The 25,477-nt window shown below is 42.5% G+C and carries 19 protein-coding genes; 17 read left to right on the top strand and 2 right to left on the bottom strand.

Annotated features, from left to right (window positions below):
* Nucleotides 1–5 precede the first annotated feature (5 nt).
* Nucleotides 6–1,187 carry an isochorismate synthase gene (locus ACQEXS_RS13630; RefSeq protein ID WP_427014195.1) on the bottom strand — a complete coding sequence of 394 codons (1,182 nt, stop codon included), beginning with the start codon at nucleotides 1,185–1,187 and terminating at the stop codon, nucleotides 6–8.
* Nucleotides 1,188–1,364: 177 nt separating this feature from the next.
* Here ACQEXS_RS13630 and ACQEXS_RS13625 point away from each other — a divergent pair, with 177 nt between their 5' ends.
* Nucleotides 1,365–2,144, top strand: coding sequence for a 2,3-dihydro-2,3-dihydroxybenzoate dehydrogenase (locus ACQEXS_RS13625; protein ID WP_427014194.1), 780 nt, complete (start codon nucleotides 1,365–1,367; stop codon nucleotides 2,142–2,144).
* Between the two features lie 30 nt (nucleotides 2,145–2,174).
* Here ACQEXS_RS13625 and ACQEXS_RS13620 read toward each other — a convergent pair whose 3' ends face one another.
* The gene (locus ACQEXS_RS13620; protein WP_427014193.1) at nucleotides 2,175–3,251 is read right to left on the bottom strand and encodes a 3-deoxy-7-phosphoheptulonate synthase; all 1,077 of its coding nucleotides are present in this window, start codon (nucleotides 3,249–3,251) and stop codon (nucleotides 2,175–2,177) included.
* 1,216 nt (nucleotides 3,252–4,467) lie between these two features.
* Between ACQEXS_RS13620 and tssB the strand changes: the two genes are divergently transcribed.
* The 16 genes from tssB to ACQEXS_RS13540 form a co-directional block, all read left to right on the top strand.
* On the top strand, nucleotides 4,468–4,977 hold the full coding sequence (gene tssB, locus ACQEXS_RS13615) for a type VI secretion system contractile sheath small subunit (protein WP_367989979.1): 510 nt from the start codon (nucleotides 4,468–4,470) through the stop codon (nucleotides 4,975–4,977).
* Between the two features lie 43 nt (nucleotides 4,978–5,020).
* Nucleotides 5,021–6,496, top strand: coding sequence for a type VI secretion system contractile sheath large subunit (tssC, locus tag ACQEXS_RS13610; protein WP_427011277.1), 1,476 nt, complete (start codon nucleotides 5,021–5,023; stop codon nucleotides 6,494–6,496).
* A gap of 1 nt (nucleotide 6,497) precedes the next feature.
* Nucleotides 6,498–6,935 (top strand): type VI secretion system baseplate subunit TssE, encoded by a 438-nt coding sequence (gene tssE / locus ACQEXS_RS13605; protein WP_427011276.1) that lies wholly within the window; start codon nucleotides 6,498–6,500, stop codon nucleotides 6,933–6,935.
* 5 nt (nucleotides 6,936–6,940) lie between these two features.
* Nucleotides 6,941–8,710, top strand: a complete 1,770-nt coding sequence (gene tssF, locus ACQEXS_RS13600; RefSeq protein ID WP_427014192.1) for a type VI secretion system baseplate subunit TssF — start codon at nucleotides 6,941–6,943, stop codon at nucleotides 8,708–8,710.
* Nucleotides 8,674–9,684 carry a type VI secretion system baseplate subunit TssG gene (tssG, locus tag ACQEXS_RS13595; protein ID WP_427011274.1) on the top strand — a complete coding sequence of 337 codons (1,011 nt, stop codon included), beginning with the start codon at nucleotides 8,674–8,676 and terminating at the stop codon, nucleotides 9,682–9,684. Before tssF ends, tssG begins: the two co-directional genes overlap by 37 nt.
* A 1-nt stretch (nucleotide 9,685) precedes the next feature.
* Complete coding sequence (tagH, locus tag ACQEXS_RS13590) at nucleotides 9,686–11,161, top strand: type VI secretion system-associated FHA domain protein TagH (protein ID WP_427014191.1); 1,476 nt, start codon at nucleotides 9,686–9,688, stop codon at nucleotides 11,159–11,161.
* 2 nt (nucleotides 11,162–11,163) lie between these two features.
* On the top strand, nucleotides 11,164–11,643 hold the full coding sequence (gene tssJ, locus ACQEXS_RS13585) for a type VI secretion system lipoprotein TssJ (RefSeq protein WP_367989973.1): 480 nt from the start codon (nucleotides 11,164–11,166) through the stop codon (nucleotides 11,641–11,643).
* A gap of 2 nt (nucleotides 11,644–11,645) precedes the next feature.
* Nucleotides 11,646–12,980 (top strand): type VI secretion system baseplate subunit TssK, encoded by a 1,335-nt coding sequence (gene tssK / locus ACQEXS_RS13580; RefSeq protein ID WP_367989972.1) that lies wholly within the window; start codon nucleotides 11,646–11,648, stop codon nucleotides 12,978–12,980.
* 2 nt (nucleotides 12,981–12,982) lie between these two features.
* Nucleotides 12,983–13,756, top strand: coding sequence for a type IVB secretion system protein IcmH/DotU (icmH, locus tag ACQEXS_RS13575; protein WP_427014190.1), 774 nt, complete (start codon nucleotides 12,983–12,985; stop codon nucleotides 13,754–13,756).
* Nucleotides 13,757–13,780: 24 nt separating this feature from the next.
* A complete protein-coding gene (gene tssH, locus ACQEXS_RS13570) occupies nucleotides 13,781–16,390 on the top strand; it encodes a type VI secretion system ATPase TssH (protein WP_427014189.1) in 2,610 nt (869 codons plus the stop codon).
* Nucleotides 16,391–16,392: 2 nt separating this feature from the next.
* Entirely contained in the window at nucleotides 16,393–17,955 is a 1,563-nt protein-coding gene (locus ACQEXS_RS13565) for a sigma-54 interaction domain-containing protein (RefSeq protein WP_427014188.1), read from the top strand.
* A complete protein-coding gene (vasI, locus tag ACQEXS_RS13560) occupies nucleotides 17,952–18,617 on the top strand; it encodes a type VI secretion system-associated protein VasI (RefSeq protein WP_367989968.1) in 666 nt (221 codons plus the stop codon). Before ACQEXS_RS13565 ends, vasI begins: the two co-directional genes overlap by 4 nt.
* A 12-nt stretch (nucleotides 18,618–18,629) precedes the next feature.
* Nucleotides 18,630–20,033, top strand: a complete 1,404-nt coding sequence (tssA, locus tag ACQEXS_RS13555; protein WP_427014187.1) for a type VI secretion system protein TssA — start codon at nucleotides 18,630–18,632, stop codon at nucleotides 20,031–20,033.
* Nucleotides 20,034–20,094: 61 nt separating this feature from the next.
* Nucleotides 20,095–23,595: a type VI secretion system membrane subunit TssM gene (gene tssM, locus ACQEXS_RS13550; RefSeq protein WP_427014288.1), complete on the top strand. Its 3,501-nt coding sequence runs from the start codon at nucleotides 20,095–20,097 to the stop codon at nucleotides 23,593–23,595.
* 50 nt (nucleotides 23,596–23,645) lie between these two features.
* The gene (locus tag ACQEXS_RS13545; RefSeq protein WP_427014186.1) at nucleotides 23,646–24,950 is read left to right on the top strand and encodes a type VI secretion system ImpA family N-terminal domain-containing protein; all 1,305 of its coding nucleotides are present in this window, start codon (nucleotides 23,646–23,648) and stop codon (nucleotides 24,948–24,950) included.
* Between the two features lie 141 nt (nucleotides 24,951–25,091).
* Nucleotides 25,092–25,477: Hcp family type VI secretion system effector (locus tag ACQEXS_RS13540; RefSeq protein ID WP_427014185.1), on the top strand; the 386-nt coding region annotated here is incomplete at its 3' end.

Genomic DNA, 25,477 nt, shown 5'->3' with positions numbered 1-25,477 from the left:
GCTTTCTATACCGTAAGTAATTCGTCAATTTGAATGCCAGCAGCACGTAAAATTGTTCCCATCTTTGCTCCTGTTTCATCTAGCTCACTCTGAGGTGAAGAGTCCGTGACGATACCTGCACCCGCAAACACGCACATTTCGTGCTGGCTTACTTCTGCGCAGCGAATGGTTACCACCCACTCACCATTACCCCTTGCATCACACCAACCAACCATGCCGGTAAAGTAGCCACGGTCAAAGTTCTCTATCTGCTTAATGGCTTGATAAGCCGAATGTCTCGGGAACCCACAAACCGCTGGAGTAGGGTGCAGCTCGGCCGCGATTTGCAGTGCATTCGTTGTTGGATCGTCTGCCTGACCTTCCAACACGGTCGACAAGTGCAGCATTGTTTCCGTTTCAATCACTGAAGGCACCATTGGAGTAAACAGGTTGTGGCAATAACGACTCAAGACTTTTTCGACTTCCTCGACAACAAAACTATGTTCATTCAGATCCTTTTGGGTATCTAACAAAGAAGCACGTAAATGAAGGTTTTCTTGAGTGTTTTTAGACTTGGGATGAGAGCCGGCTAACGGGTTAGAAATTACATGGCCACCTTTTTTGGCCAGTAGCAGTTCCGGACTGGCTCCCATCAATTTAGCGCCACTTCCAATGTCTGCAGCAAAGGTGTAACCATTGGCATTGATGGATAATAAGTTACGCAGTAGCACTGTCTGGTCGATCGTGTGATCTGTTGCCAGCCTGACTGAGCGCGAAAGTACGACCTTTGATAGCTCTGTGGTATCAAACAAATTCAAGAGAGTAGATACACCTTGTTTGTAATCGTTTCCTGTTGGAGCAGACACTATGGTCGCTTTATTTGAACTTTGTTTATCTTGTCCTCTTGCTCTGTGGCTACTGGAAACATAAAGTTTCTCTGGGATAACAAATCTTGTTGGCGTATTTTCATCGAAAGGAACGGTGGCAAACAAGACAGGGTTATCGTTGTGTTCAGACTTTGCTTTTTCCAACATTTCATTGGCTTGAACTGCCAGTTGTGAAAATGGAATGGCTTGCTCAAGTTGTTGTTCAATACCGACGCCTAGCATCGAACTATGGGGGGAAGCAAAGAAGAAAGGGGACTCATCTAATCGCGCATCCAAAATCTCATCAGACATTTTGGAGAATCCAACAACTTCACGTTTCATAAACCTAACCTCTAAATATTCTGTTACTTATATTTGCGAATTGTTTCGTATGCGAATACAGTGCTAGAGTATAGATGAGAATAATTATTAATATCAAACGATAATTAATTGCATTTTGATAAGGAGTGATAAATGACGTCAGATTTCTGCTACCACTTAAACGTTGGGGTAAGGTAAATGAATAGTACTTTTGAAACGGTACTCCTTACTGGAGCAGGTAAAGGTATTGGTTATGCTGTGTTGGAACATCTGTTAGAAAATGGCTATCGAGTGGTAGCGACAGATAAGGATATTTCGTTGTTGAACCAAAGCCTTGAAGGTCTTAGAGCTCGCTTTGATGAATCTAGGTTACGTTGTTTCGAATTGGATTTATTAAAACACGATGAGGTGAACGACAAAGTTTGCCAACTCGATCGTGAGTTTCAGTTTGACCATTTAGTGAGTTGTGCTGGGATATTGCATCTTGGTGCAGTGAACGATATGCCTCTGGATGAGATCAAACAAATGTTTGATGTAAATACCTTTGGTGCTTTAGCGTTGGTCCAAGCGATTTCAAACGGCATGAAAGATCGGCAGCAGGGAAACATTGTCGTAATTGGCTCAAATTCGGCAAATACACCTAGGTTGAATATTGGGGCATATGCAGCAACAAAATCAGCCTTACATATGCTAGTGAAATGCGTTGGTTTGGAACTTGCTGAAAAGGGTATTCGCTGCAATCTTGTTAGCCCTGGTTCAACGAGAACAGACATGCAAACTCAGCTATGGAACGCCAACTACGGCGAGAATGAAGTCATAAAAGGGAACTTAGAACAGTATCGATTGGGGATTCCATTGGGGCAAATGGCAGAACCAGAAGACATAGCTAAAGCCGTTCTCTTTCTGATGTCTGATGGTGCTAAACAGATCACAATGCATGATCTTCGTGTGGATGGAGGAGCAACGTTAGACAACTAATGAAGCCGGGCATTATGCCCGGCTAAATAGTTAAGCGATCTCAGAATGAAGGTATTCATTTTGGTAAGCGACCTTAACAGCTTCATCGAGTTTAGATAAGAAGCTGACAGAATCATCCCAGTTCAAACACTCGTCGGTAATCGACTTGCCGTAACACAACTCTCCTGAATTCAATGCTTGGTTACCACCTTGCAAAAAGCTTTCACACATCACACCTGAAATGCTGGTTTCACCTGCAGCTAATTGATCACAAATGTTATTGATAACATTGAGTTGGTTTTTTGCAATCTTACCACTGTTGCCATGACTGCAGTCGATAATGAGGCTAGGTGCTAACTTGTTGTACTCAAGGTGATAAGCAGTACTACGAACATTTGGACTTGAGTAGTTTGGAGCCAATCCTCCACGAAGAATGACATGACAATGAGGGTTGCCTGGTGTCTGGAGTGCGACCGGATGCCCATTGGAACCGGATGTCACCAGTAAGTGAGAGTCTCCTGCCGCATGTATTGCGTCAATGGATATGGAGGTGTTTCCGTCTGTTCCATTTTTAAAGCCGATAGCACAGTGAAGTGCTGATGCAAGTTGTCGATGAGGTTGTGACTCTGTTGTACGTGCTCCAATCGCCCCCCAGCAAACAAGATCAGCAATATATGGAGCAATGTTTGTATCGAGAAACTCTGTTGCAGTAGGGACGCCAAGCTCTAGTATCGATTTCAATAATGAGCGACTTTGATAGACACCTTGCTCTAAATTGAAATCGCCTGTTAACTCTGGGTCGACGATAAAACCTTTCCAACCTTTTCGTGTTCTCGGCTTTTCGAAATACGTTCGCATGACAATTTTTAACGTTTGACTAAATTGTTTTTGAACTTTGGCTAATCTATTCGCGTATTCCAAAGCTGCATTAGGGTCATGGATTGAACACGGGCCAATGATCACAAGCATACGCTGATCTTTTCCCGATAGAATATCTTTGATCTCGTCACGTTGAGTTTCAATAAAACGCGCTAAGCGCTCATCTACTCCAGATTTAGATAACACAGTGTGAAGGGTAGGCAGTTGTATGGCTGACGCTGCGTTGATGGCGTTGTGTAAAGGTTGCATGACTAATATCCAAATAAACCAAAAGACGATAAATGTAATGATGTTTTATTAGAGTTGATAATGGTTATCATTTCACTCTTGGGTAGATAGTGTGAAACATTTTGTAACTTGTCAATACGTGTGAAGACGTGATTTAGTACATGAGTATCTAAAGCTTGCGAAAGAAAGGGGTATTGCGAGCAAAATGTATACTTTATTCGAAGCCTTTAATCCATTTTAACGTGCCTTATTAATGTATTTGTAATTAGATAGTAGTATCAATAAGGATAACAGTAAATAAGAGGTAAATCGTATATTTAAATTATGGGCTCTCTAGTTAAATAAAAACTCATCTAACTTTCTTAAAACACAATAACTATTTGTTACAAAATGACATACCTTTTAAATAAAAATTAGAGATGATTTATAAATGAATTTTCCTTTGAGTTTTTATTGATTGAATTATTAATATTATAACCGGCTTCTATTATTGTTTTTTTTGTTAATAACAATTATCCTTAAGTAAACTTTAAAATTATTTAAAGTGAACCTTAATCCAAAGCTCACTATAACTTCTGAAAAAGTGTCATTCCTTTTTAGGTAACTCGATCTCTTTCAATTTTTTGTGTGATTTTTAACTTGATGTTAAGAGTTGATTGAGCTAGCAATAGCAAGGAGGTAGGCTGTTTAATCCTATTTGTTTTTATTTATCTCATTGAATTTAATGGATTTTTGTTGTTTGTTTGATTGTTCTATTGTCATTGCGCAATTGTGATCTTGCTTCAATTGTTTTCTGAATGGTATTGATTGAATGCATTTGTAATTTGAATGTGATTACTCTCTATTAATTTAATTAAGCTGGAACTTACGTTTATTTTATTGGGTGCAGATCACGTATTTGACCAATTCTATATAATGAATTTAATCATTTTGGATTATGGTATGACCAATATTAAAGATTGGTTTAAATAATCTCTAAATTAGCATTGTCTCAAAGTGAAATACGCAAAAAATAAAGCGTTTCTTTGGGCGTTTTCCTTGGTTGAACAGGCTTTATCTTAACGCTAACGGTTCGATTTTGGCTGTTAAAGATAATTTATAATAATTAAAGGTCAATTAAGTTCTCCTTAATGCTTTAGAGAATAACAATAGAAAAATAAGAATATTTGGTGAGGTAAGGGAAGCTTTACATCACTTTGTTTAACGACGTAATTGGCATAGGTATTGGAGACGTAATATGTCTAAAGAAGGAAGTGTTGCTCCTAAAGAGCGGATTAACATTAAGTATATTCCGGCTACTGGAGACGCACAGGCTGAAGTAGAACTGCCACTGAAAACTCTTGTTGTTGGTGATTTCAAGGGACACACGGAAGAAACACCAGTTGAAGAGCGCAGTACAGTATCAGTAGATAAAAACAATTTTGAATCTGTTATGCGTGAGAGTGATCTTAAGCTTTCTACAACAGTCAAAAACAAACTGAGCGATGATGAAAATGCTGAGCTTCCTGTTGAGTTAAGCTTTAAATCGTTGGCTGATTTTTCCCCCGATTCAATCACTTCTCAAGTTCCTGAACTTAATAAACTTATCGAGCTGCGTGAAGCTTTGGTTGCACTAAAAGGTCCGCTAGGAAACATCCCGGCATTCCGCGATCGTCTTCAAGACCTGCTTGCTTCTGAAGAGTCTCGCGAGAAACTGCTTTCTGAATTGAACCTTGTGAGCAGCTCTGAAGAACAACCAAAAGAGTAACTTAAGCCTCTTACGTTAATTATTACAGTTTAGGAAAACAATCATGTCTGCTACTGAATCAGTATTGGAAAGACCGGAGCTTGCTGAAGGAAGCTTGCTCGATGAAATTATGGCTCAAACCCGTATCGCACCAAGCGAAGAAGGGTATGAGGTGGCGAAAAAAGGCGTTGCTGCCTTTATTGAAAACCTAATTGGTTCAAATCAAGCTGATGAAGCTGTGAACAAGTCTTTGGTTGATCAAATGCTTGTTGAGCTGGATAAGAAAATCAGCGCTCAAATGGATGAGATCTTACACGATGAGGCATTCCAGCAGATGGAATCATCTTGGCGTGGTCTTAAGCTATTCGTAGACCGTACGGATTTTCGCGAAAACAACAAAGTTGACATCCTGCATGTGACAAAAGAAGAGCTTTTAGAAGACTTTGAGTTTGCACCAGAAACGACGCAGGCGGGTCTATACAAGCATGTGTATTCTTCTGGTTATGGTCAATTTGGTGGTGAGCCAACGGGTGCAATCATTGGTAATTACGCATTTACACCATCAACACCAGACATGAAGCTACTTCAATACATGGGTGCGCTTGGTGCAATGGCACATGCTCCATTTATCTCAAGTGTCGGTCCTGAGTTTTTTGGTATTGATTCTTTTGAAGAGCTTCCGAATATTAAAGACCTCAAATCTACATTTGAAAGTCCAAAATATACCAAGTGGCGTTCTTTGCGCGAATCTGAAGACGCACGCTACCTTGGTTTAACTGCACCAAGATTCCTACTTCGTGTCCCTTATGATCCAACAGAAAACCCAATCAAGTCGTTTAACTACAACGAAAATGTAACGGGCTCTCATGAACATTACCTATGGGGTAATACAGCATTTGCATTTGCTACTCGTCTAACAGATAGCTTTGCTAAGTACCGCTGGTGTCCAAATATCATTGGTCCTCAAAGTGGTGGTGCAGTAGAAGATCTACCTGTACACGTGTTTGAGTCGATGGGTGCACTGCAAAGTAAGATCCCAACGGAAGTACTGATTACAGACCGTAAAGAGTTTGAATTGGCAGAAGAAGGCTTTATTGCTCTAACGATGCGTAAGGGCAGTGACAACGCTTCATTCTTCTCTGCAAACTCGATTCAAAAGCCGAAAATTTTCCCTAACACGAAAGAGGGTAAAGAAGCGGAAACGAATTACAAGCTAGGTACTCAGATCCCGTACATGATGATCATCAACCGCTTGGCTCATTACATTAAAGTGCTGCAGCGCGAGCAAATTGGTGCTTGGAAAGAGCGTCAGGATCTAGAGCGTGAACTGAATACTTGGATTAAACAGTACATTGCAGATCAGGAGAACCCACCAGCAGACGTACGTAGCCGTCGTCCTCTGCGTGCAGCGAAAATTGAAGTTGCAGATGTAGAGGGCAACCCAGGCTGGTACCAAGTCTCTTTGGCCGTTCGCCCACACTTCAAATACATGGGAGCAAACTTTGAGCTCTCGTTGGTTGGACGTTTAGATCAGTCTTAATATGCCTTACTTCGCACCTGAAGAAAGTGCATTTGGTGTTGGTTTCTTTGAGCGTTTAGAAGCCGACACCAAGCCAGTTTCGGCCCTATCAGGGCCGGATGCTGAGGATGTACTGGATTCAATAAAACGAAATGTGTCCGCAATTTTGAATACACGAGTTGGTGGATCACAAAGCGCTCCGAAGTTAGGGCTAGTTGATTTTAATGATGCAACGTTAGAAACCCTAGACCTATCTCTTCGTATTAAATTGGCTATACAAGATTGCTTGGAACGTTATGAACCTCGATTAACTGATGTTGAAGTTCGTACACTTTCTGATGCATACAGCCCATTAACTTTGAAGTTTCATATCGCTGCAGTCATCAATAGTGAAGCGATTCATGAAAAAGTCGAATTCAGTTTATTACTGGATCAAAACCGAAAATATCGAGTGCTGTAATCACAATGACGCAAGACAAGTATTTCAGGGAAGAACTGGCGTTTTTAAAAGAGCAGGGAAAAGAATTTACAGAAATTCATCCACAGTTGTCCCGTTTTCTTCATGGCAATACGACCGATCCCGACGTTGAAAGGTTGTTGGAAGGTTTTGCCTTCTTGACTGCTCGTCTGCGCGAAAAAGTGGAAGATGAGTTTCCTGAGTTAACGCACTCTATCATCAACATGCTTTGGCCGAATTACTTGCGTCCAGTACCAAGTATGAGTGTAGTTGCCTTTTCTCCTGATAAAAGCGTCAGTGAAAAGCAAACAATTGCAAGAGAAACTCAGCTTGATAGCAAAGCAATATTTGGCACCAAATGTCACTTTCGTACGTGTCGAAATGTCGAGATTTTTCCACTGACAACCTCTGAAGTTCATGCTCACCATACACGTGAAGCAACAACGATTAAGATCCACCTAAAAATGACTGGTGAGCAATCAGTTGGTGAAGCATTGCTTGATAAATTAAGATTTTATTTGGGAGGCGATAAATATAGCTCTCAAATGCTTTACTTATGGCTCAATCATTATTTGAGCAAAGTATCGGTAGATGTGAATGGAACCGAGTTTGCATTACCTAAAAGTGCATTCAGCATTGTTGGTTTTGACAGTAATGAGGCGTTATTACCGTACCCAACCAATGTATATGAAGGTTATCGCATTCTGCAGGAATACTTATCATTCCCTGAGGCGTTCCACTTTTTTGACATCAAAGATATCGATAAAGCGCTTCCGAAGTCTGTGCATGGCGAGTTTACGCTGCAGCTTAACTTCTCAAAAACCTTACCCGCAGATGTTCGCGTTCAGACGGATAACTTTCAGCTTTATTGCACACCTGTCATTAATTTATTTGAGCACGATGCTGACCCTGTTGACTTAAATGGTCGTAAGACGGAATACAGAATTATACCTTCTAGCCGGTATCCAGCTCATTATGAAGTGTTTAGCGTAGATAGTGTGGCTGGTTGGCAAGACAACACGCAAACAGGGCAAAGGATTCGTGGCAAGAAGAGAGTGTACTCTTCATTTGAAAGCTTTCAGCATGAAGTTGAACGTGTTCGAGATCGTAAGGCGTTATATTACAGAACACGCGTAAAAGACAGTATACGTGGTGATGGTTTTGACTCTTTCATTTCCTTTATTCGTGGGGATGAAACCCTGTCTGTTGACGTCGATGAAGCCGTTTCAATTAAGTTGACATGCACGAATAGATTGTTGCCTTTAGAGCTTGGGGTCGGTGATATTTGTGAACCGACCGACACCTCACCACCATTTGCGACGTTTAGGAATATTACAGAGCCTTCCCAATCATTACGGCCAATTTTAGATGGTAGTTTACTTTGGGTTCTGATCTCTAACTTATCACTTAACTACCTTTCATTGCTTTCTAAAGATGCATTGAATTGTGTGCTGCGGGCCTATGATTTTAGAGCGTTAGTAGATAGGCAAGCTGAGCGTGTTGCGCGTAAGCGCTTAGATAGCATCGTCAAGATTGAATCTCAGCCTATTGATAAAATTTTGCGTGGTTTACCTGTTCGTGGGTTGCAATCGACTTTGTATATTGATCAAGCAGGTTTTGGCTCGGAAGGTGATTTGTATCTATTCGGAACAGTGCTCAGTCACTTCTTTACGCTTTACGCAAGCATTAACTCATTTCACGAGTTGGTCGTAATAAACACATCAAATCAAGAGAAGTATACATGGGGAACTCAAACGGGTATGCAACCGCTGATATAGCGGTAGACACTCCGGTTGGGCCCAAACTACCGGAGTCAGTACATTCCTACAACTTTTACCAGTTAGTAGAATTGCTGCAAAAGATTAATCAATTAAACCCTGAATCAGAAGAGTGGGAACGTGCTTGTCAACTGGTTTTCAGTGCAAACCCAAGCCTTGGTTTTTCACCCTCTGATGTTGTGAATATTGATCAGCGAATCGACGAAAGAATGGTCATGTTGACCAATTTCTTTGGTTTGTCAGGTTCACAATCGCCACTCCCCGGTTTTTTTGTCGAGCAATTAGCAATGGAAGAACGAGGTGGCTGTAAGCAGCCATTCCTTGATTTCTTTAATAATCGGTTGATTAACCTCGTTTACCGGATCTGGCGCAAATACCGTTACTACGTGCGTTTTCAGCCTGACGCTAAAGACCCATTTTCAGCACAAATCTTTGCTTTAGTCGGCCTTGGGGATCCTGATTTACGAGGTGAAACACCAATTAATTGGTGCAAAATGCTGGCGTATGCAGGGACATTAGCCGGACGCAGCCGCTCGCCTCAAGTTGTCGCGGGGATCATTTCGCATTGTTTTGATCTTGATAGTGTCGAAATTCGCCAGTGGGTGACAAGAAAAGTAAAGATCGCCCGAGCGCAACAACTTTCGTTGGGCCTACAGAACGCAAGCTTGGGTTATGACAGCACCATGGGGGAATCCATCATGGACTGTAAAGGCAAATTTATTATTGAAATTAAAGGGCTTTCTCGTGAGCGTTTTGCTGACTTTTTGCCGTCAGGAAAAGAATTTCAACCGCTTTGCAAATTGGTCGAATTCATTTTGCGGGAACAGATGGCGTACGATCTTGAATTGTCAATGGATGAAAACGAAGTGATGGAAATGCGGTTGGATGATGCGGTGAAGCCCGCTTTAGGTTGGACATCTTTCCTTGGCCAGAAACTAACAGATCGCCGAGTCTTGATTCAAGTAAGGCAATAATATGAATGTGAAAAAACAATCAATACTGAACTTCACGGTTAGCAATGTCCAGATTTTAGAAGCTGGCTTAACGGCTCAGAAATCTTGGGATTTGAATGGCGGGATCATTGGTTCTTCCTCTTCTTCTGACTGGATTCTGAAAGATAGTGCAGGTAAGACAAAACCATTCCATTGTGAAGTTGTATTAGTGGATGGTGTGTTTTGTCTTAAGGATCTTAGCGGAGAAACATACATCAATGGTTCTCACATGCCACTTGGGCAAGGTGAGTTAGCAAGGCTAGATCATAAAGATGAGATACACATTGGCCCTTATGTGATCCGAGTGCTTCGAGAAGATAGTGATGATGCGATGTCTCATGCGTCACTTGCAACACTATTAAACACAGATAGTAATGCACTTATCGCAGATGAAAAAGAAGAAGACAATTTGCAACCCGCGCTTGATGAGAGCGAGGAGTCATTGCATATCGATCCGTTAGCAGCACTAGATGAAGTGTTGCCCAAAGAAAATGAGTTTTCTCTTATTGATGAACTCGAGAAGCCTAAGGTCGATGAAGAAAGCCAGCGAGTTTTAATTCCTGAAAACAATTTGGCTTTGCAACAGCCAGATTTTACTCCACAAGCCGATAGTGATTTCGAAATATCTTCATCAGTACGGCTGAAAAAAATGTTCAAAAAATTATGGTCAGGTAGTCGTCACTCTGAGAATAAATCGACTCCGGAGGAGACACCAGCCAATAAACAACTTGTATCAAATTCAACAGACAACAATGTTTTAGAGGGCTTAGAGATGGATGAACGAGTACTAGACTTGCTAGAAGAAGAGGTGGCTAAAAGTGTTAAGCCAGAGCAAGTTGAACTGCAATCAAACCATGTAGGTGGAACACATTTACTTACTGGCCCGATGCTAAATGGCATGGGAGTAGACATCAGCTACGAACATGATATGGAACGTATGCATGCGTTATCTCGTGAGCTCGGTGAATCTCTTCAAGCTTGTGTGAAAGGTCTGTTAGATGTCCATGCTCAGGTTCAGGAAGGGCGCTTTGGTGTAATGAATCGAAACCTTCAGCCTATTGAAGATAACCCTTTAAGGCTTGGCTTGTCTTACGAGGAAACGATGCGCACGCTTTACGATGGTGAGCAAAGCCTTGTTCATCTTTCTGCTCCTGCCGCTATTTCCGAGAGCTTGAAAAATGTACGTGCTCATAATGAAGCCATGCAGCACGCTACTACTGAAGCCTTGTGTCAAATCTTAAATGCGTTTTCGCCCGACGTATTGACCCGCCGATTCCAAAATTATAAGCGCAGCTCAGACAATGTGAATCAGAGTGAAGGTGAGTGGGCTTGGAACATGTACCAAAACTACTACCAAGAACTGACCTCAAACCGCCAACGTGGCTTTGAAAAGTTGTTCTGGGAAATCTTTGAACAAGCATACGACAAAAAAATCCGTGAAAAACAATTGGAGTTCTGAAAGTGAATAAATGGCTAATCATGCTGTGTTCATTATTCTTTTTGGGCGGCTGTAGTAGCAGCTCATCAGAATATGATCCTGCAAATATGCCGACAAAAGTTACTTTCAGTTTAGTGGCTGATGAAGGCATGAACCCGAATATCACAGGTGAAACCTCGCCAGTTGAAGTACAGATATTTGAACTTAAAGACGACTCAATGTTTATGTCTGCTGATTATGACCAGTTACGGGAAGATCATAAGAAAGCACTCAAGAGTAATTTTGTCGAAGTATATGACTATGTATTAACCCCAGGTCAGTTCAAATTTGTTACCGCGTTTGAAGTGGATGAAGACACTAACTACATCGGCGTGATGGCAAACTTTTCAGATATTGAACTTAGTGAATGGAAGAAGGCGGTCAAAGTTTTGAACAAGGGCAGAGAATATCACCTGCTTATGCTGTTCAAAGACTATGACGTCAAATTGGAAAGAGTGGAATAAAGATGTTTGCACGTAACCGTGTAATTTGGAACGAAGGGCTTTTTATCAAGCCGCAGCATTTCCAGCAACAACAACGCTACGTTGAATATCATGTCGATGAGCGCATGATTGCTGTAAGTCGCTATTTATATGGTATCTCAGAACTGTCACTCAATCCGGAGTATCTCTCATTTGGACGGATTGCGATTGAACGTGCTGTTGGAGTTATGCCAGACGGTACGGTATTCCGAATTCCCCAAGAAGACGAGATGCCAGATGCATTGGAAATTGATGATGCATCTCTTGCGAACCAGTTAATTTATCTTGCGATCCCATTGCGCAGTGAGTCCTTGATGGAGATAAATTGGCCTGACGAACGTGGAACCGGACGATATGAAAGTCGTCGTCTTGAGCTACGGGATGTTCACACGGTACAAGGGGATACGACAACGATTGATGTGTCTCCTGTGAAGATGCAATTGATGCTTGAAAAAGAAGATCGAAGCTCTTACGCGTCGATTGCGATTGCACGCATTCGTGAGAAGCGTCCTGATGGCAGCGTGGTATTAGATCATGACTTTATCCCGTGTCATTACAATGTCGTGGGTAACGATGCATTACATCGCTTCATAAATGAAGTCTCTGGCTTGATGAGAGAGCGTGCAAAAAACATTGCACAGCGTATTAGTTCACCTTCACAAGGTGGGGTCGCTGATGTCTCAGACTTTATGCTGCTTCAAGCGTTAAATAGACTTCAGCCTAAAATGCAACATCTGGCTGAACTTCGTAGCTTACATCCCGAGCGATTGTTTGAATCGTTGGCGTCAGTTTGTGGTGAGTTGGCCACTTTTACAGATGAAAGTCGCATGCCACCAAATATTCCAAGTTATAACCACGATATGCCGGGTGAGTCATTTTGGCCTTTGATCCGTAATTTACGTCAGAGCCTAAGTGTAGTGCTTGAACCGAGAGCCGTTTCGATTCAATTAGACAAGCGTAAGTACGGCTTGATGGTTGCTCCTATTCAAGATCCTCAGTTGATGTCTGACGCAGAGTTTATTGTTGCTGTGAAAGCACGTATGCCGCTTGACGAATTGCGTCGCCTGTTCACGCAGCAAACGAAAGTTTCATCAGTAGAGAAAATTCGCGAGCTTATCTCGTTACAGTTACCGGGTATTCCTTTGGTTTCACTACCTGTCGCTCCTCGACAGCTGCCATACCATGCAGGATATACGTACTACCAGCTTGATAAGACGAGTCCTGCATGGAATACCGTGATGAATTCAAGTGGTTTCGCTCTTCATGTTGCTGCGGCATTTGAAGACTTAGATCTACAATTCTGGGCAATCAGGAGTTAAGCATGAGCTTTGATAAAAAACAGAGTCAGTACAGCAACTTACTTTTTGATGATGTAGAGAAAATTAATCACGATCAAGATTACTGGTTCCAGCTACGTGGTGACAATCCAAATATCTTAATTGATGCTGCAACGCCGTTGTTTGGCTTATCACTTCGTGTTCGCTCTTTGGCCGAGTGTGACAACATTGAACAGATTTACAAACAGACCATTGAAGAAATCAAAGCAATTGAAATTGAGTTGAACTCACAAGGATTTGAACACGCCGTTCTCATGGCGTACCGCTACATTTTATGTGCATTTTTAGATGAAGCCGTTATGGGTACGGAGTGGGGAGCGTCTTGTGTTTGGGCTGAACACTCAATGTTGTCGAGGTTTCACAATGAAACTTGGGGCGGGGAAAAAGTCTTTATCATTCTCTCTCGTTTAGAGGGCGAGCCTCAGACATATAAGCCTCTGCTTGAGTTCATTTATCACTGCTTAATCCTTGGCTTCGAAGGTAAGTACAGAGTGATGGAAGGCGGGCAAGTTGAGCGTGAGAAAGTAATCGAACGTTTACATAACCTTATTCACGATGAAGAACAACAAACATCAGTTGAATTGACCAGCGCAACGGATCATGTTGTCCGTTCGAAGTACAAGCTGAGCAAGCAAATGCCTGTCTGGTCGATTTTTGCAGGATTCGTGATCTTATGGATAGGTGTTTTTCTTGGCTACTCCTATTTACTGCATACCAAGTCAACAGATGTGTTGAGCCAACTAAACCAAATACTCTAAAAATTAAAAGGCTAGGTGATAACTGTGATACGTATTGAACTACCCACTCTGATTTCAAAACTTAATGCACAAAGCAAATTAGCGCTAGAACAAGCGGCGTCATTGTGCATTGAGCAACACCATCCAGAAGTTACGGTTGAACATTATTTAGAAGCTTTACTTGAAAATCCACTTTCCGATATTCGTCTAATCTTGAAACAAGCGAATATCGATTTGGAGACAATAAAACAGGCGATTACCGCGAGCTATACTCGCGAAGCAGAATTAGATACCTACCCACCATTTTCTCCTTTATTGGTTGAGCTACTGCAAGAAGCATGGTTGCTTTCAACGACGGAGTTGAACCAAGCAGAGATGCGCTCTGGTGCTATTTTCTTAGCTGCCTTATGCCGATCAGATCGCTACTTGGATTATAAACTAATCCAATTACTTGAAACGATTAACCGTGAAACCCTTAAAAAGCATTTTAACACTGTTTTAGTTGATTCAGCGGAAACTCAAGTAACGAGTGATAAAGCAAAATCTGCAAGCAAAACTATTGCAGAGCAAGGTGAAACGCCTCTTTCTAAATATTGCACTAACGTAACTGAACAGGCTCGCAAAGGGGAGCTTGATCCAGTTCTGTGTCGTGAAAATGAACTGAATTTGATGGTCGATATTCTTTGCCGTCGTCGGAAAAATAACCCGATAGTTGTCGGTGATGCTGGCGTAGGTAAAAGTGCAATGATCGAAGGGTTAGCACTTCGAGTGACTGATGGGAAAGTACCTACACAGTTACAAAATGTTGAACTTTACTCATTAGATTTGGGCTTACTTCAAGCCGGGGCTTCTGTAAAAGGTGAATTTGAAAAGCGCCTGAAAGGTGTTATCGATGCGATCAAACATTCACCAAAACCCATTATTCTGTTCATTGATGAAGCGCACACATTGATTGGCTCTGGAAATCAAGAAGGTGGCAGTGATGCTGCAAACCTACTTAAGCCTGCGTTAGCAAGGGGAGAGTTAAGTACTGTTGCTGCAACGACATGGAAAGAATACAAAAAGTACTTTGAAAAAGATCCTGCGTTAACGCGTCGCTTCCAGCTTGTAAAGCTTGAAGAACCGAGCATTGAACAGTCAATAGATATTCTGCGTGGTCTCACTCCTGTTTATGAAAAATCTCACAGTGTATTAATCTCTGACGATGCGCTTAAGTCTGCGTCTGAGTTGTCTGCTCGATATATTTCAGGTCGACAACTTCCTGATAAAGCAATTGATGTCTTAGACACAGCATGTGCTCGAATTGCCATTAACATGACTTCGCCACCAAAGCGTTTAGCATTTTTGGAGAGTGCATGTCATCAACGTCAACTTGAAATCGACATGCTTGAACGTATGGAGTGCATGGGTAAAGAGGTTGATATGGCCCGGTTGGACGAGCTAAAAACCATCGAAGCACAGGAAGAAGTTGAAAAATCAGAACTGACAGAGCGCTGGAACCATCAAAAAGCCTTGATTGAATCCATTGTTGAGTTACGTGGACAGTTAATGTCACCAAGTGATTGTCACGATGAAGAGTGTGACTTTGAACAACTCAAATTGGACCTTAAGGAAAAATACCAAGAGCTAGAGTCAATTCCTCATCGCGAACGCCTAATGCATCCACAGGTGGATGCAGAGCAAGTTGCAGAAGTGATTGCGGATTGGACTGGTGTTCCGATTGAGCAAATGAACAGTGATGAGCTGCATAAGATCACGCACTTAACCTCGATCTTGGGTGAACAAATTAAAGGTCAGGATCACGCGATCAAACGCGTACATAAACATTTACTTACCGCCCGAGCTGATTTACGTCGTCCTGGAAGGCCGAAAGGGGCTTTCTTGTTGGTTGGACCAAGTGGTGTTGGTAAAACAGAAACCGTCGTTCAATTGGCGGAGCAGTTGTATGGTGGCAAGCAGTTCTTGACGACCATTAACATGTCTGAGTACCAAGAGAAACATACCGTATCTCGTCTCATCGGCTCGCCTCCGGGTTATGTGGGTTACGGAGAGGGCGGCGTGCTAACCGAATCCATTCGTAAGATGCCTTACTCAGTTGTACTGCTTGATGAAGTAGAAAAAGCGCACCCTGAAGTTTTAAATATTTTCTATCAGGCTTTTGATAAAGGTGAGCTTGCTGATGGAGAAGGGCGTTTGATTGATTGCCAGAATATTGTGTTCTTCCTTACCTCGAATCTAGGTTACCAAACAATCGTTGATTACGCAGAAAACCCGAAAGCGTTGGACGAAGCGCTCTATCCTGAACTGGCTGCTTTCTTTAAACCAGCACTTCTTGCGCGTATGGAAGTGGTTCCATACATGCCACTTAATAAAGAGGTATTGGAGGAGATCGTTAAAGGAAAACTCTCTCGCTTAGAAGCCTTGTTGAAGAAGCGCCATAACGCGGAGGTTATGGTTGAAGACTCTTTAATTGAAGAGATCTTAAAACGAGCGACACGCTCAGAAAATGGCGCTCGCATGCTTGAAGCCATTATTGAAGGTCAGCTATTGCCACCAGTGTCTCTAGCCTTATTAAACAAACTTGCTGCGCAGGAAGATGTTAAGCAGATCCGGCTTGCAGCACAAGATGGTGAGTTTATTGGTGAGGTTGAGTAACGATGAGTAGTTGGTTAGCTTTTGCCACGCAGTTGGTGGGACTAAAAAAGCCCGACCAATTAGCTACAAAATTTGTTGAAGTACTAACTCGCGAGCTCCAATTGTCTCGTTGCTTAATACTGTTTCCTAATTCAGAGGGGCGCATGCTTGTGCCCCATAACGCTGAATTATCATGCCAATGGTCAGTAACGGATTTAAATAATCCGTTTACTCAAGTACTGCAAACGTCTCAATCCATGACCTTATCTGCAGATGACTTGGTCTTTTGGCGGGGAGATCGATACTTTAGTCAGTTGGTTGAAAATGTGGGCATGTTTGAGGCTGTACATGTTCAGCCGCTGCCCATCGATGCTCGTCATGTTCAAAGTGTCCTCATGATGGTTGGAGAACAGGACTGCATTACGTCCATTTTTGCGGATGCAGGATTCTTGCAGTTCGTTGATTTGTTCACGAAACAGTGGAACTTATTGACAGAAATGATGAAAGAAGAGCAAGAGCACCGAGTATTGAAAGCATCATTTGATGACTTCGAAAAAGATTCTATGCAACGTGCTTTGGCACAAACATTAGAACCTATTTTGATTGGTCAAAGTGACGTGATGCAGCGGCTGCGACGCCAAATTGCAAGTGCAGCTACATCCCAATTGTCGGTAATGGTTCAAGGAGAGACAGGAACGGGCAAGGAGCTGGTTGCTCAGGCCGTCCATCAGCTATCTTCAAGAAAAAAAGCTCCGTTTGTCGCTATCAACTGCGCCGCAATTCCAGAAAGTCTGCTTGAAAGTGAGTTGTTTGGGTACAAGAAAGGGGCTTTTTCTGGTGCTGACAGTGATAAGCAAGGGCTAATCGCTCAAGCAAATGGGGGCACATTATTCCTTGATGAAATTGGTGATATGCCTTTGTCTTTGCAGGCTAAGCTACTTCGAGTACTTGAAACTCGATCATTCAGGCCTGTTGGTGGTAAAGAGGAGCAGACTTCTGACTTTCGTCTGGTCTCAGCGACTCATGTGAATTTGCTAGCGCAGGTTCGAGATAAGCAGTTTCGACAGGATCTCTATTATCGCCTATTTCAATATCCACTGACGTTGCCAAGATTAAGTGCACGTAAAGAAGACATTGACCAATTGAGCCAACGCTTTGTTGCTAATTTTAATCAGCAGCATGGAACGAACATTCGCGGTATTCATTATCGTGCATTGGATTGTCTCAAACGTCATGACTTCCCTGGAAACGTACGTGAGCTAAAACACCTTGTTGAATTTGGTTGTGCTCAAACTGAAGATGGAACTCAGGTTGAAGAAGCCTGTTTTGCTTCGCGTATCTCATTACTGTGTGAAATCGGAAAGACAGAGGCAACACACGATGATGCTGTGGTGAATGGTCAGAATAGTCATGATATCAAGTTCATTGATGACTTAAAGCAAGCGCTAAGCGATTACGAGGCTCAAATAATCCGAGATCGTCTGCAACAGTATGAGGGTGATAGAGCTAAAGCGGCTCAAAGCCTTGGGATACCAAAGCGCACCTTAGCGTACAAATGTCAAAAGCTGGAGATAAAAAGCTTATGAGAAAGTTATTGTTTTCAGTACTTAGCATTACGTTAAGTTCAGTGTGTTTATCTAGCAATAGTCATGCAACAAGTGAGTCGAGTCAGCTTTTTGAACGTGCGAAAGAGTGCACTCAAGTGATAGCGAGAATTGAAAGGCTTAAGTGTTTTGATGAGGTGTTTGCAACACCTGTTGAAAGTCCGGTAGTTAACAAGGAACGACTACCAGAACAATGGGTTCGAGCTATGGAAAGTTTCTCGGACTCTGTCGATGAACTCCCACTTGTTTTGAAAACCCAAGGGGAAGAAAAACAAAGTAATGCATGGGTTGCTTTACGAGCACAGAACGACAAAACGGCCTTTGAGGGAAATGATAAGCCCATTTTGATGATGAGCTGTATTGACAATTTAAGTCGTGTTGAGCTTATTTTTCCAGAAGCTGTTTCCGATCCAAGAATTAAATTATCAGTAGCTTACGGGCCGACACAGTATTGGCGTAGTGATGACTCAGGGTTGTTGTTTTCTTCTGCTCGCGGATTACCTGCAATTGAGATGATGAAAGCAATGGCTAAGGAGAAGCGCCTGGTGCTTCGTTCAAATGCAGCTATTGCTGATGGGTTGAAATTTGATAGTACAGAACTCAAAAACTCGCTGTCAGCATTGCGCTATCGTTGTGGTTGGTAAAGGAAGATAACCATGGAATTAGCAGAGTACCGCGAACATATAGTTCGACCTATTTCTTCTAAAACATCGGTTGGAGAACGACTCATCGATGATCCTCTTTTTGATTTTATTGAGGATCAGATGATGAAAGTGGGTTCGCTATCTCATGGCAGTGTCCAATGGGATGAAGTGGAGCATAGCATTGTTAAGTTATTTAGTGAGAAAACCAAAGATATAAAGCTTTTGGTCCACTTACTACAATGCTTACACAATCAAGTTAACCCGCAGCGTCTAATCGTTTCTTTTGGAGTAATGAATGATTTTATTGCTCACTACTGGGAAACCTGTTATCCGGCTCCAGGTAAACGTGGCAACCTTCCTCGACGTAAATTTTTTAGCCAAATGGTGCAGCGCTTTTCTTTGGTGTTGGAAAAGGTTGACTTTAATCTGTTTGATACCCAAGACAGAGACGCGTTGTTGTCAGCATGTGAGGAGTGGCAGAAAACGATTGAAAAGGCAGGGTTAACAAATGATGTCGTTAGCTCGGTTGCCATTTCCATTACCTCTGAACTACGCAAAGTTGATGAGCGCCAGAAGACTGAACAGCCAGAGATAAAGCAAAATGTTGCGCCTCCCATCACGACAACGAGTACATCTTCAGTATCGGTGGACAGTACAAGTGATAAGGCGACAAAACAGTCATTGCTAAAGGTGGCTGACTTTTTAGGTGAGCAGGAATTTGGCAGCTCGATTGGGATCCGCTTACGACGCTATGCCGTATGGGGGGCCATCACAACATTGCCTGATCATGATGCTAATGGAGAGACGCTTCTTCGTGGCATGCAAGCTGACCGAGTAAAAGATTATCAAGATAAGCTTAGGCAGCCTGATCTAGTGCTTTGGCGCCAAGTAGAACAAAGCTTAACAATGGCTCCGTATTGGTTTGAAGGCCACTTAATGAGCTATCAGATAGCCAAAAGTCTTGGTAAGCAAGAGTGGTGTGAATCAATTGCTTCGGAAACACGTCTATTCTTGCAGCGTCTTCCTGAATTAATGAGCCTCAAGTTTAAAGGTGGTGAACCATTCGTACCGCAATCAGTGATCGAATGGATTAATGAAACTGATACAGCACAAAGCAGCTCTCAATCAGCTTTAGGTGATTGGCAAGAGCGAAGAAAGGAAGCATTTTCCTTAGCAAAAGAAGGCGGAATCGCGGTTGCGTTGTCCATGTTAAATGATGGATTAGTTAAGGCAACAGAGCCACGAGATCGTTTCTATTGGAGAATGCTTTCAGCAGACCTCTTACAGGCAAATCATCTTGATGAGATGGCAGCCTCACAATATCAAACGCTATATGAACAAGTACTATCAATGAAAGTCACCGATTGGGAACCTACATTGGTAGAAGAATTAAAACGATACGCAACGTCAGATTAATCGAAGGATATACTCCATGTGGAAATTTATTGTTGGAATAGTAAAGAAGCTTAAACCAGGTATGGTTGCTGCTTTACCTGTTTTGCTATTCACAACGTTCATTTTAGTGAACGTGGCAATTTGGTGGGCTGGCCCGTGGTTAGAAATTGCAGGTAACCGACCGCTTGATAGTGTAATGGCACGTCTATTGGCAAGTGGATTTTTTACACTTGGTTGTCTAGGTATCTGGGGTATTGTCCAATGGCGTAAGTTACAAGGGTTTAAAGCGGAGCAAAAACGAGAAGAGACACTTCGCCAAGATCCAATAAAGTTACTTGAAGAGCGCCAAGAAAACGAGCTCAACCACATGATGGTTAATATGAAGCAGAGCTTGAATAAGCGTAACTATTTGTATGCTTTACCGTGGTATTTAGTACTTGGACTTGAGAATGCGGGTAAGACGAGTCTTATTAATCGTTCTGGACAAAACTTTGTGTTCTCTTCGGTACTTAGGGCTTCCGGCCAAAAAAGCGAGAACCCTTATTCTTTTGATTGGTGGGTAGGTGATGAATCTGTTTTGATCGATCCAGATGGTGAACTGCTTACTCAAGGCAATCGCAGTGAAGACAATGATGGAGAAATGGAACGCAGGCTTTGGCTTCACTTCATCAATTGGCTTGATCGTACTCGCAGCCGTCGACCGCTAAACGGTATTGTGTTGGCGCTTGACCTATCACATTTGGCAACGGCAACAGCAACTGAACGAAAAGCGTATGCTAGTTTACTCCGTGCTCGCTTACGTGAGTTGATGGAAACATTATCGACCCGCCTACCGGTGTACGTCTCATTGACTAAACTCGACTTACTTCACGGCTTTGAACCGTTCTTTAAACAATACACAAAGAAACAGCGCGAAGAAGTTTTAGGTTTCACTTTCTCATTAGACTCTGTTGATGAACTTGATCATTGGCTGGAAGAATTTATTAATGAATATGGTCAGTTTGTTGAGCGTATTAACGAACTGTTACCTGAAGCCGCTGCGACACCTATGTCACTTGAAGAGCGAAATGCAATTTACAGTTTTACTCGTCAAATTGCTGGCTTAAAAGATATTTTGAAGGAGTTCTTCCAAGATGCGTTATCAAGTGATCAGTTCTCCACATCAGCGCTAGTTCGTGGTGTCTACTTTACCTCGGTTTATCAGCAAGGGGTTCCTACGAATGCATTTGATGATGCAGCCTCTCGTCGTTATGGGTTGACTCATGCGGTCAATAAAGCTCAACAGGCAAAGAATTCCACGGTCTACTTTACTCAAAAGCTATTTAGTAACGTCATTTACCCTGAAGCAGGGCTTGCGTCGGATAACTTCCGCGTTGCTAAGCAAAAGCGTCGGTTGATGGGGTTATCATTTGTTGCTTGCTCGATTGCTTCGCTTTTGTTGGTTGGTACTTGGCATCGTTATTACATGGTCAATACCAATCAGGCGTCGGCGGTATTGTCAAAAGTAAATGAATACAAGGAACAATTTCCATCCAGTTCACGCTTAACATCGCAGCAAGACATTCTCATCCCATTAAACAAAATTCGTGAGGCTACGTTGGAGTTCGGTTTCTTCCGTGAAAAACCGATGTATGTTTCTGATTTTGGGCTTTATCAGGGCCATACTATTGGACCTAAAGTGGAAGAAACGTATCTGAACTTGTTGGAGACCCGTTTCTTGCCTCTTCTTATGGCGGATGTAGTTGTTGAGCTCAACTTAGCTGAAACTGATGAAGAAAAGCTCGCGGTACTGCGTGTTTATCGCATGATGGTGGATAAAAGTGGGCGCTACAAAGAATATGTGCTCGATTTCTTCGGTAAATATTGGCAACAAGAGTTTTCTGGTCAACGCAAAGTGCAAGAGGAGCTCCTTGGTCACCTTGATTATGCAATGCGTCATACCGATCTCGCTGGCGACAGAAATAATGGCGATATTGCTGCCGAACAGGTAATGAAGCCTTATGATGTAACGATTGCAAAGGTTCAAGCGGATCTTGGGTCTATGCCTAATGATCAGCGAGTATATCGAAACCTAAAATTGACGGCTCAAACAGCACTTGGTCCTTCTATCAACTTAAGAAATCTCGTTGGTCCAGTGTTTGATCTGGTATTCGAAGAGCGTGTCGAGCGCAGTTCTGCGTTGTTCATTCCACAGATGTTGACTAAAAAAGGTTTTGAAGATTACTTCCTTCCGGAGTCTGAACAAGTTTCTGATCTAGCATTGATTGATAGCTGGGTGCTAGGGCAGTCAAAAACGGCCCAGTTTAGTGAAGCGGACAAACAGGTTCTTCGTGACAAAATACGAGATTTATATGTCGCAGATTATGTGAATACTTGGCGAGCTGCACTGAACGAAATTGATATGAAGTATTTCCAGGATATCAACGATGCTGTTGCTGTATTGGATAACCTGACAGGAAACATTGAGCCGCTACAGCGTTTACTCCGCACTTTGGATACTAATACTCAGGTGATCGCCCAATTACCAACTGGAGAAGATGCGCAGAAAGAGATCTTAAAGTCACCAAAATACAAAGTGGCTTCAATGATCCAAGCGCCATTTTCTGAGCTAAATAACATGCTAGCACCTGTTGGAGAACAACCTGCTTATATCAACGAAGTATTGGCGTCTGTTGAAGAACTGAAAAATTACCTCAAGGGCATTCAAGAATCTCCGGATGCAGGCATGGCTGCTCTAGAAGCCACTAAGGCTCGGTTAAAGCTTGTTAATGCAGATCCGATCTATACCTTGAGACGTATCTCTTCAGGTTTACCTCAACCACTTGATGCCATGGTTGCGAAGCTTGCTGATGAAAGCTGGTATGTCGTTAAGCAAGAAGCGATTAAGCATTTGGAAGTGCGTTGGTATGAAGATGTTTACAAAACCTATGAGACTAAGCTAGCCAGTCGTTATCCTTTCAGCCAGAAATCGAGAAAAGATGCAGCGTTAAATGATTTTGAAGCCTTCTTTGCTCCGAATGGTACATTGGACAGCTTTTACAATCATCAGTTAAAGATGTTTATTGAAGATGCTTCAGCACTCAATGAAGGCGATGACGCTCAATCCATCATCCGCAAAGATGTTCTTGAGCAAATAAAGCAGGCTCAACGTATTCAGGCTGCATTCTTCAACCGTAAAGGTATCTTGGATGTGAACTTTGCAATTGAACCTCTGCGTCTAACTAATAATAAGCGTCGTAGTGTGTTGAACGTCGATGGGCAGTACTTGGCGTACAGTCATGGTCCACGCGAAAGTGTCGATCTTATCTGGCCAAATACCTTGCGTGATTCTGCTGTTTCGAAAGTCACGCTTGTTCCTGCAAAACCGAATCAGTCTCCACGCAGTATTAATCTTCAAGGACCATGGGCGTTCTTCCGCTTGTTGGAGAAAGGTGAAGTGATTTCAGCAAGTCCGACATCGGTTGACTTTAAGTTTGCAGTCGATGGTGGTGACATGACCTATCGGATTTATGCTGAATCTGATGCGAACCCATTTACGGACAGACTGTTTAAGTCATTTAAACTATCAAAAACACTGTACTAACTTATCAGGAGCGGCGTAAGTCGCTCCGTTTAATTCAGGACGAAGTATCTATGTCCAATATCTTATTTATTGACCAAGTTCCTTTCCATATTGTCGATGACACAGCTTCGTTGAGAGATCAAAGTACCTATCAGCGTGTTAGAGAAGAGATTAACCGCCGTAACGGCCCTTTTGGTGGCAGTATTGATTGGGAGAAAGTAAAGGCTGATTGTGAAATGCTCGCTAGTGGCCCCGGTATCGATCTCCTTTTATGTGGTTATTATGTCGTGGCTTGTTTGAAAACCTCTGGTCTTGCTGGTTACGTGAATGCTCTTGAATTATTGAGCTTAGGTGTTAGTCGAGCTGACAAGCCTGATAGCAAAACGGCCAAAATGCGTAAAGAAGTTCTCGATTGGATGAATGCACGTGTCGTCAGAGAGTTAAAAGATCTTAAGCCTGATTATCACTCTCTGCGTGACTTATACCGGTGCGAAAACTATTTTGACCGAATTTTTCTGCTTATCGAACATCAGCAACCCGAATACCAAGTTGATTTTGAGGGGGTGGCGTTTGCCGTTTTTGAGCATATTGATCGAATTGAAACAAAATACCACTCTTTGGTTAAAGTGGACGAGGAGCATCAGGCTGAAGTTCTTCGTAAAGGAAAAGCCAAACAACGCTGGTGGCTAGCTGGTTGTTTCCTATTGGGAATTGGTTCGGTATTTGGCACGAACGCGATTTATCAAAATACGCCTTGGTTCCATGAAATATCTTTTCAACAGCAATTAACCACACCAAATTTGGCGGGAAGGGAACAAGCATTACATTATTTAAGCATTCATTCTCAGGAGTCGGTAGCCAACGAAGAGCAGGGCATTACAACGCTTTATAGTGAGTCTATTGGAACTTTGATCGATTCATCTGTGGAGCTGCCGTTAATTCAGGCCCAACAACAGCTTGAAGTACTGAATACTCTATTTCCTGATTCAGAGTTAACCCAACAAGCAAAAGAATCTGTGGCGCTATCAAAAGAGCAAGCACTTCTTTTAACCTCTCAGTTTATTGAACGTTTTCAAGAGATAAGAACCCGCATGGCCAATATCTCTTTGTTAGCAAAGAAAGAGCGTTGGCGAGAACTGCAGCGACAAACTAAATCGCTTGAAGATTTTGCAGTGAGCTTATCGCCAGTGTATGGGCGAGTGGGTTATGTGCAGGATCTCATTGAGCAGGGCGATTATGACCAAGCACAAATGGAATTTTCCGTGCTTAAAGAGCGATTAAATAGTTTGAGTTGGAAGGTGGTGGAATTAGAAGAGCGCTTGGCATTAGAACAAAGAAATGGCGCACCATCAGAAATCTTGCCTGAAGAGCAATAATTTGCTCGTTAAGGGGCAGTTATTTGCTTGTTTTGTTTTAACTTATTGAAATTTAATGGATTTGAGGTTGGCATCCCCCTTGCTCTATCCTCTTCGTTCAATCAACCACTCATTCAAAAATGGATTAAAGGAAGGATTACGATGCCAACTCCATGTTATATCTCTATCGAAGGTCAGGTTCAGGGCCTTATCACTGCTGGCGCATGTACTGCAGATTCTATCGGTGACTCTTACGTGGAAGGCCACGAAGATGAAATGCTGGTACAAAAATTCGACCACGTTGTGACTGTACCAACAGATCCACAATCAGGTCAGCCAGCAGGTCAACGTGTTCACAAACCATTCCAGTTCACAGTATCACTGAACAAAGCCGTTCCTCTGCTATACAACGCACTGGCATCGGGTGAGAAGCTGTCTTCTGTTGAGCTTAAGTGGTACCGCACTTCAATTGAAGGTAAACAAGAAAACTTCTTTACTACCAAGCTTGAGAACGCCTCTATCGTTGATATCCAGTGTGAAATGCCACA

Origin of the sequence: Vibrio sp. TRT 17S01 (assembly GCF_050113695.1) — a bacterium.
GTDB lineage: Bacteria > Pseudomonadota > Gammaproteobacteria > Enterobacterales > Vibrionaceae > Vibrio.
Note: the sequence above shows the minus strand (reverse complement) of the source record. Positions and strands in the feature narration are given on the sequence as shown.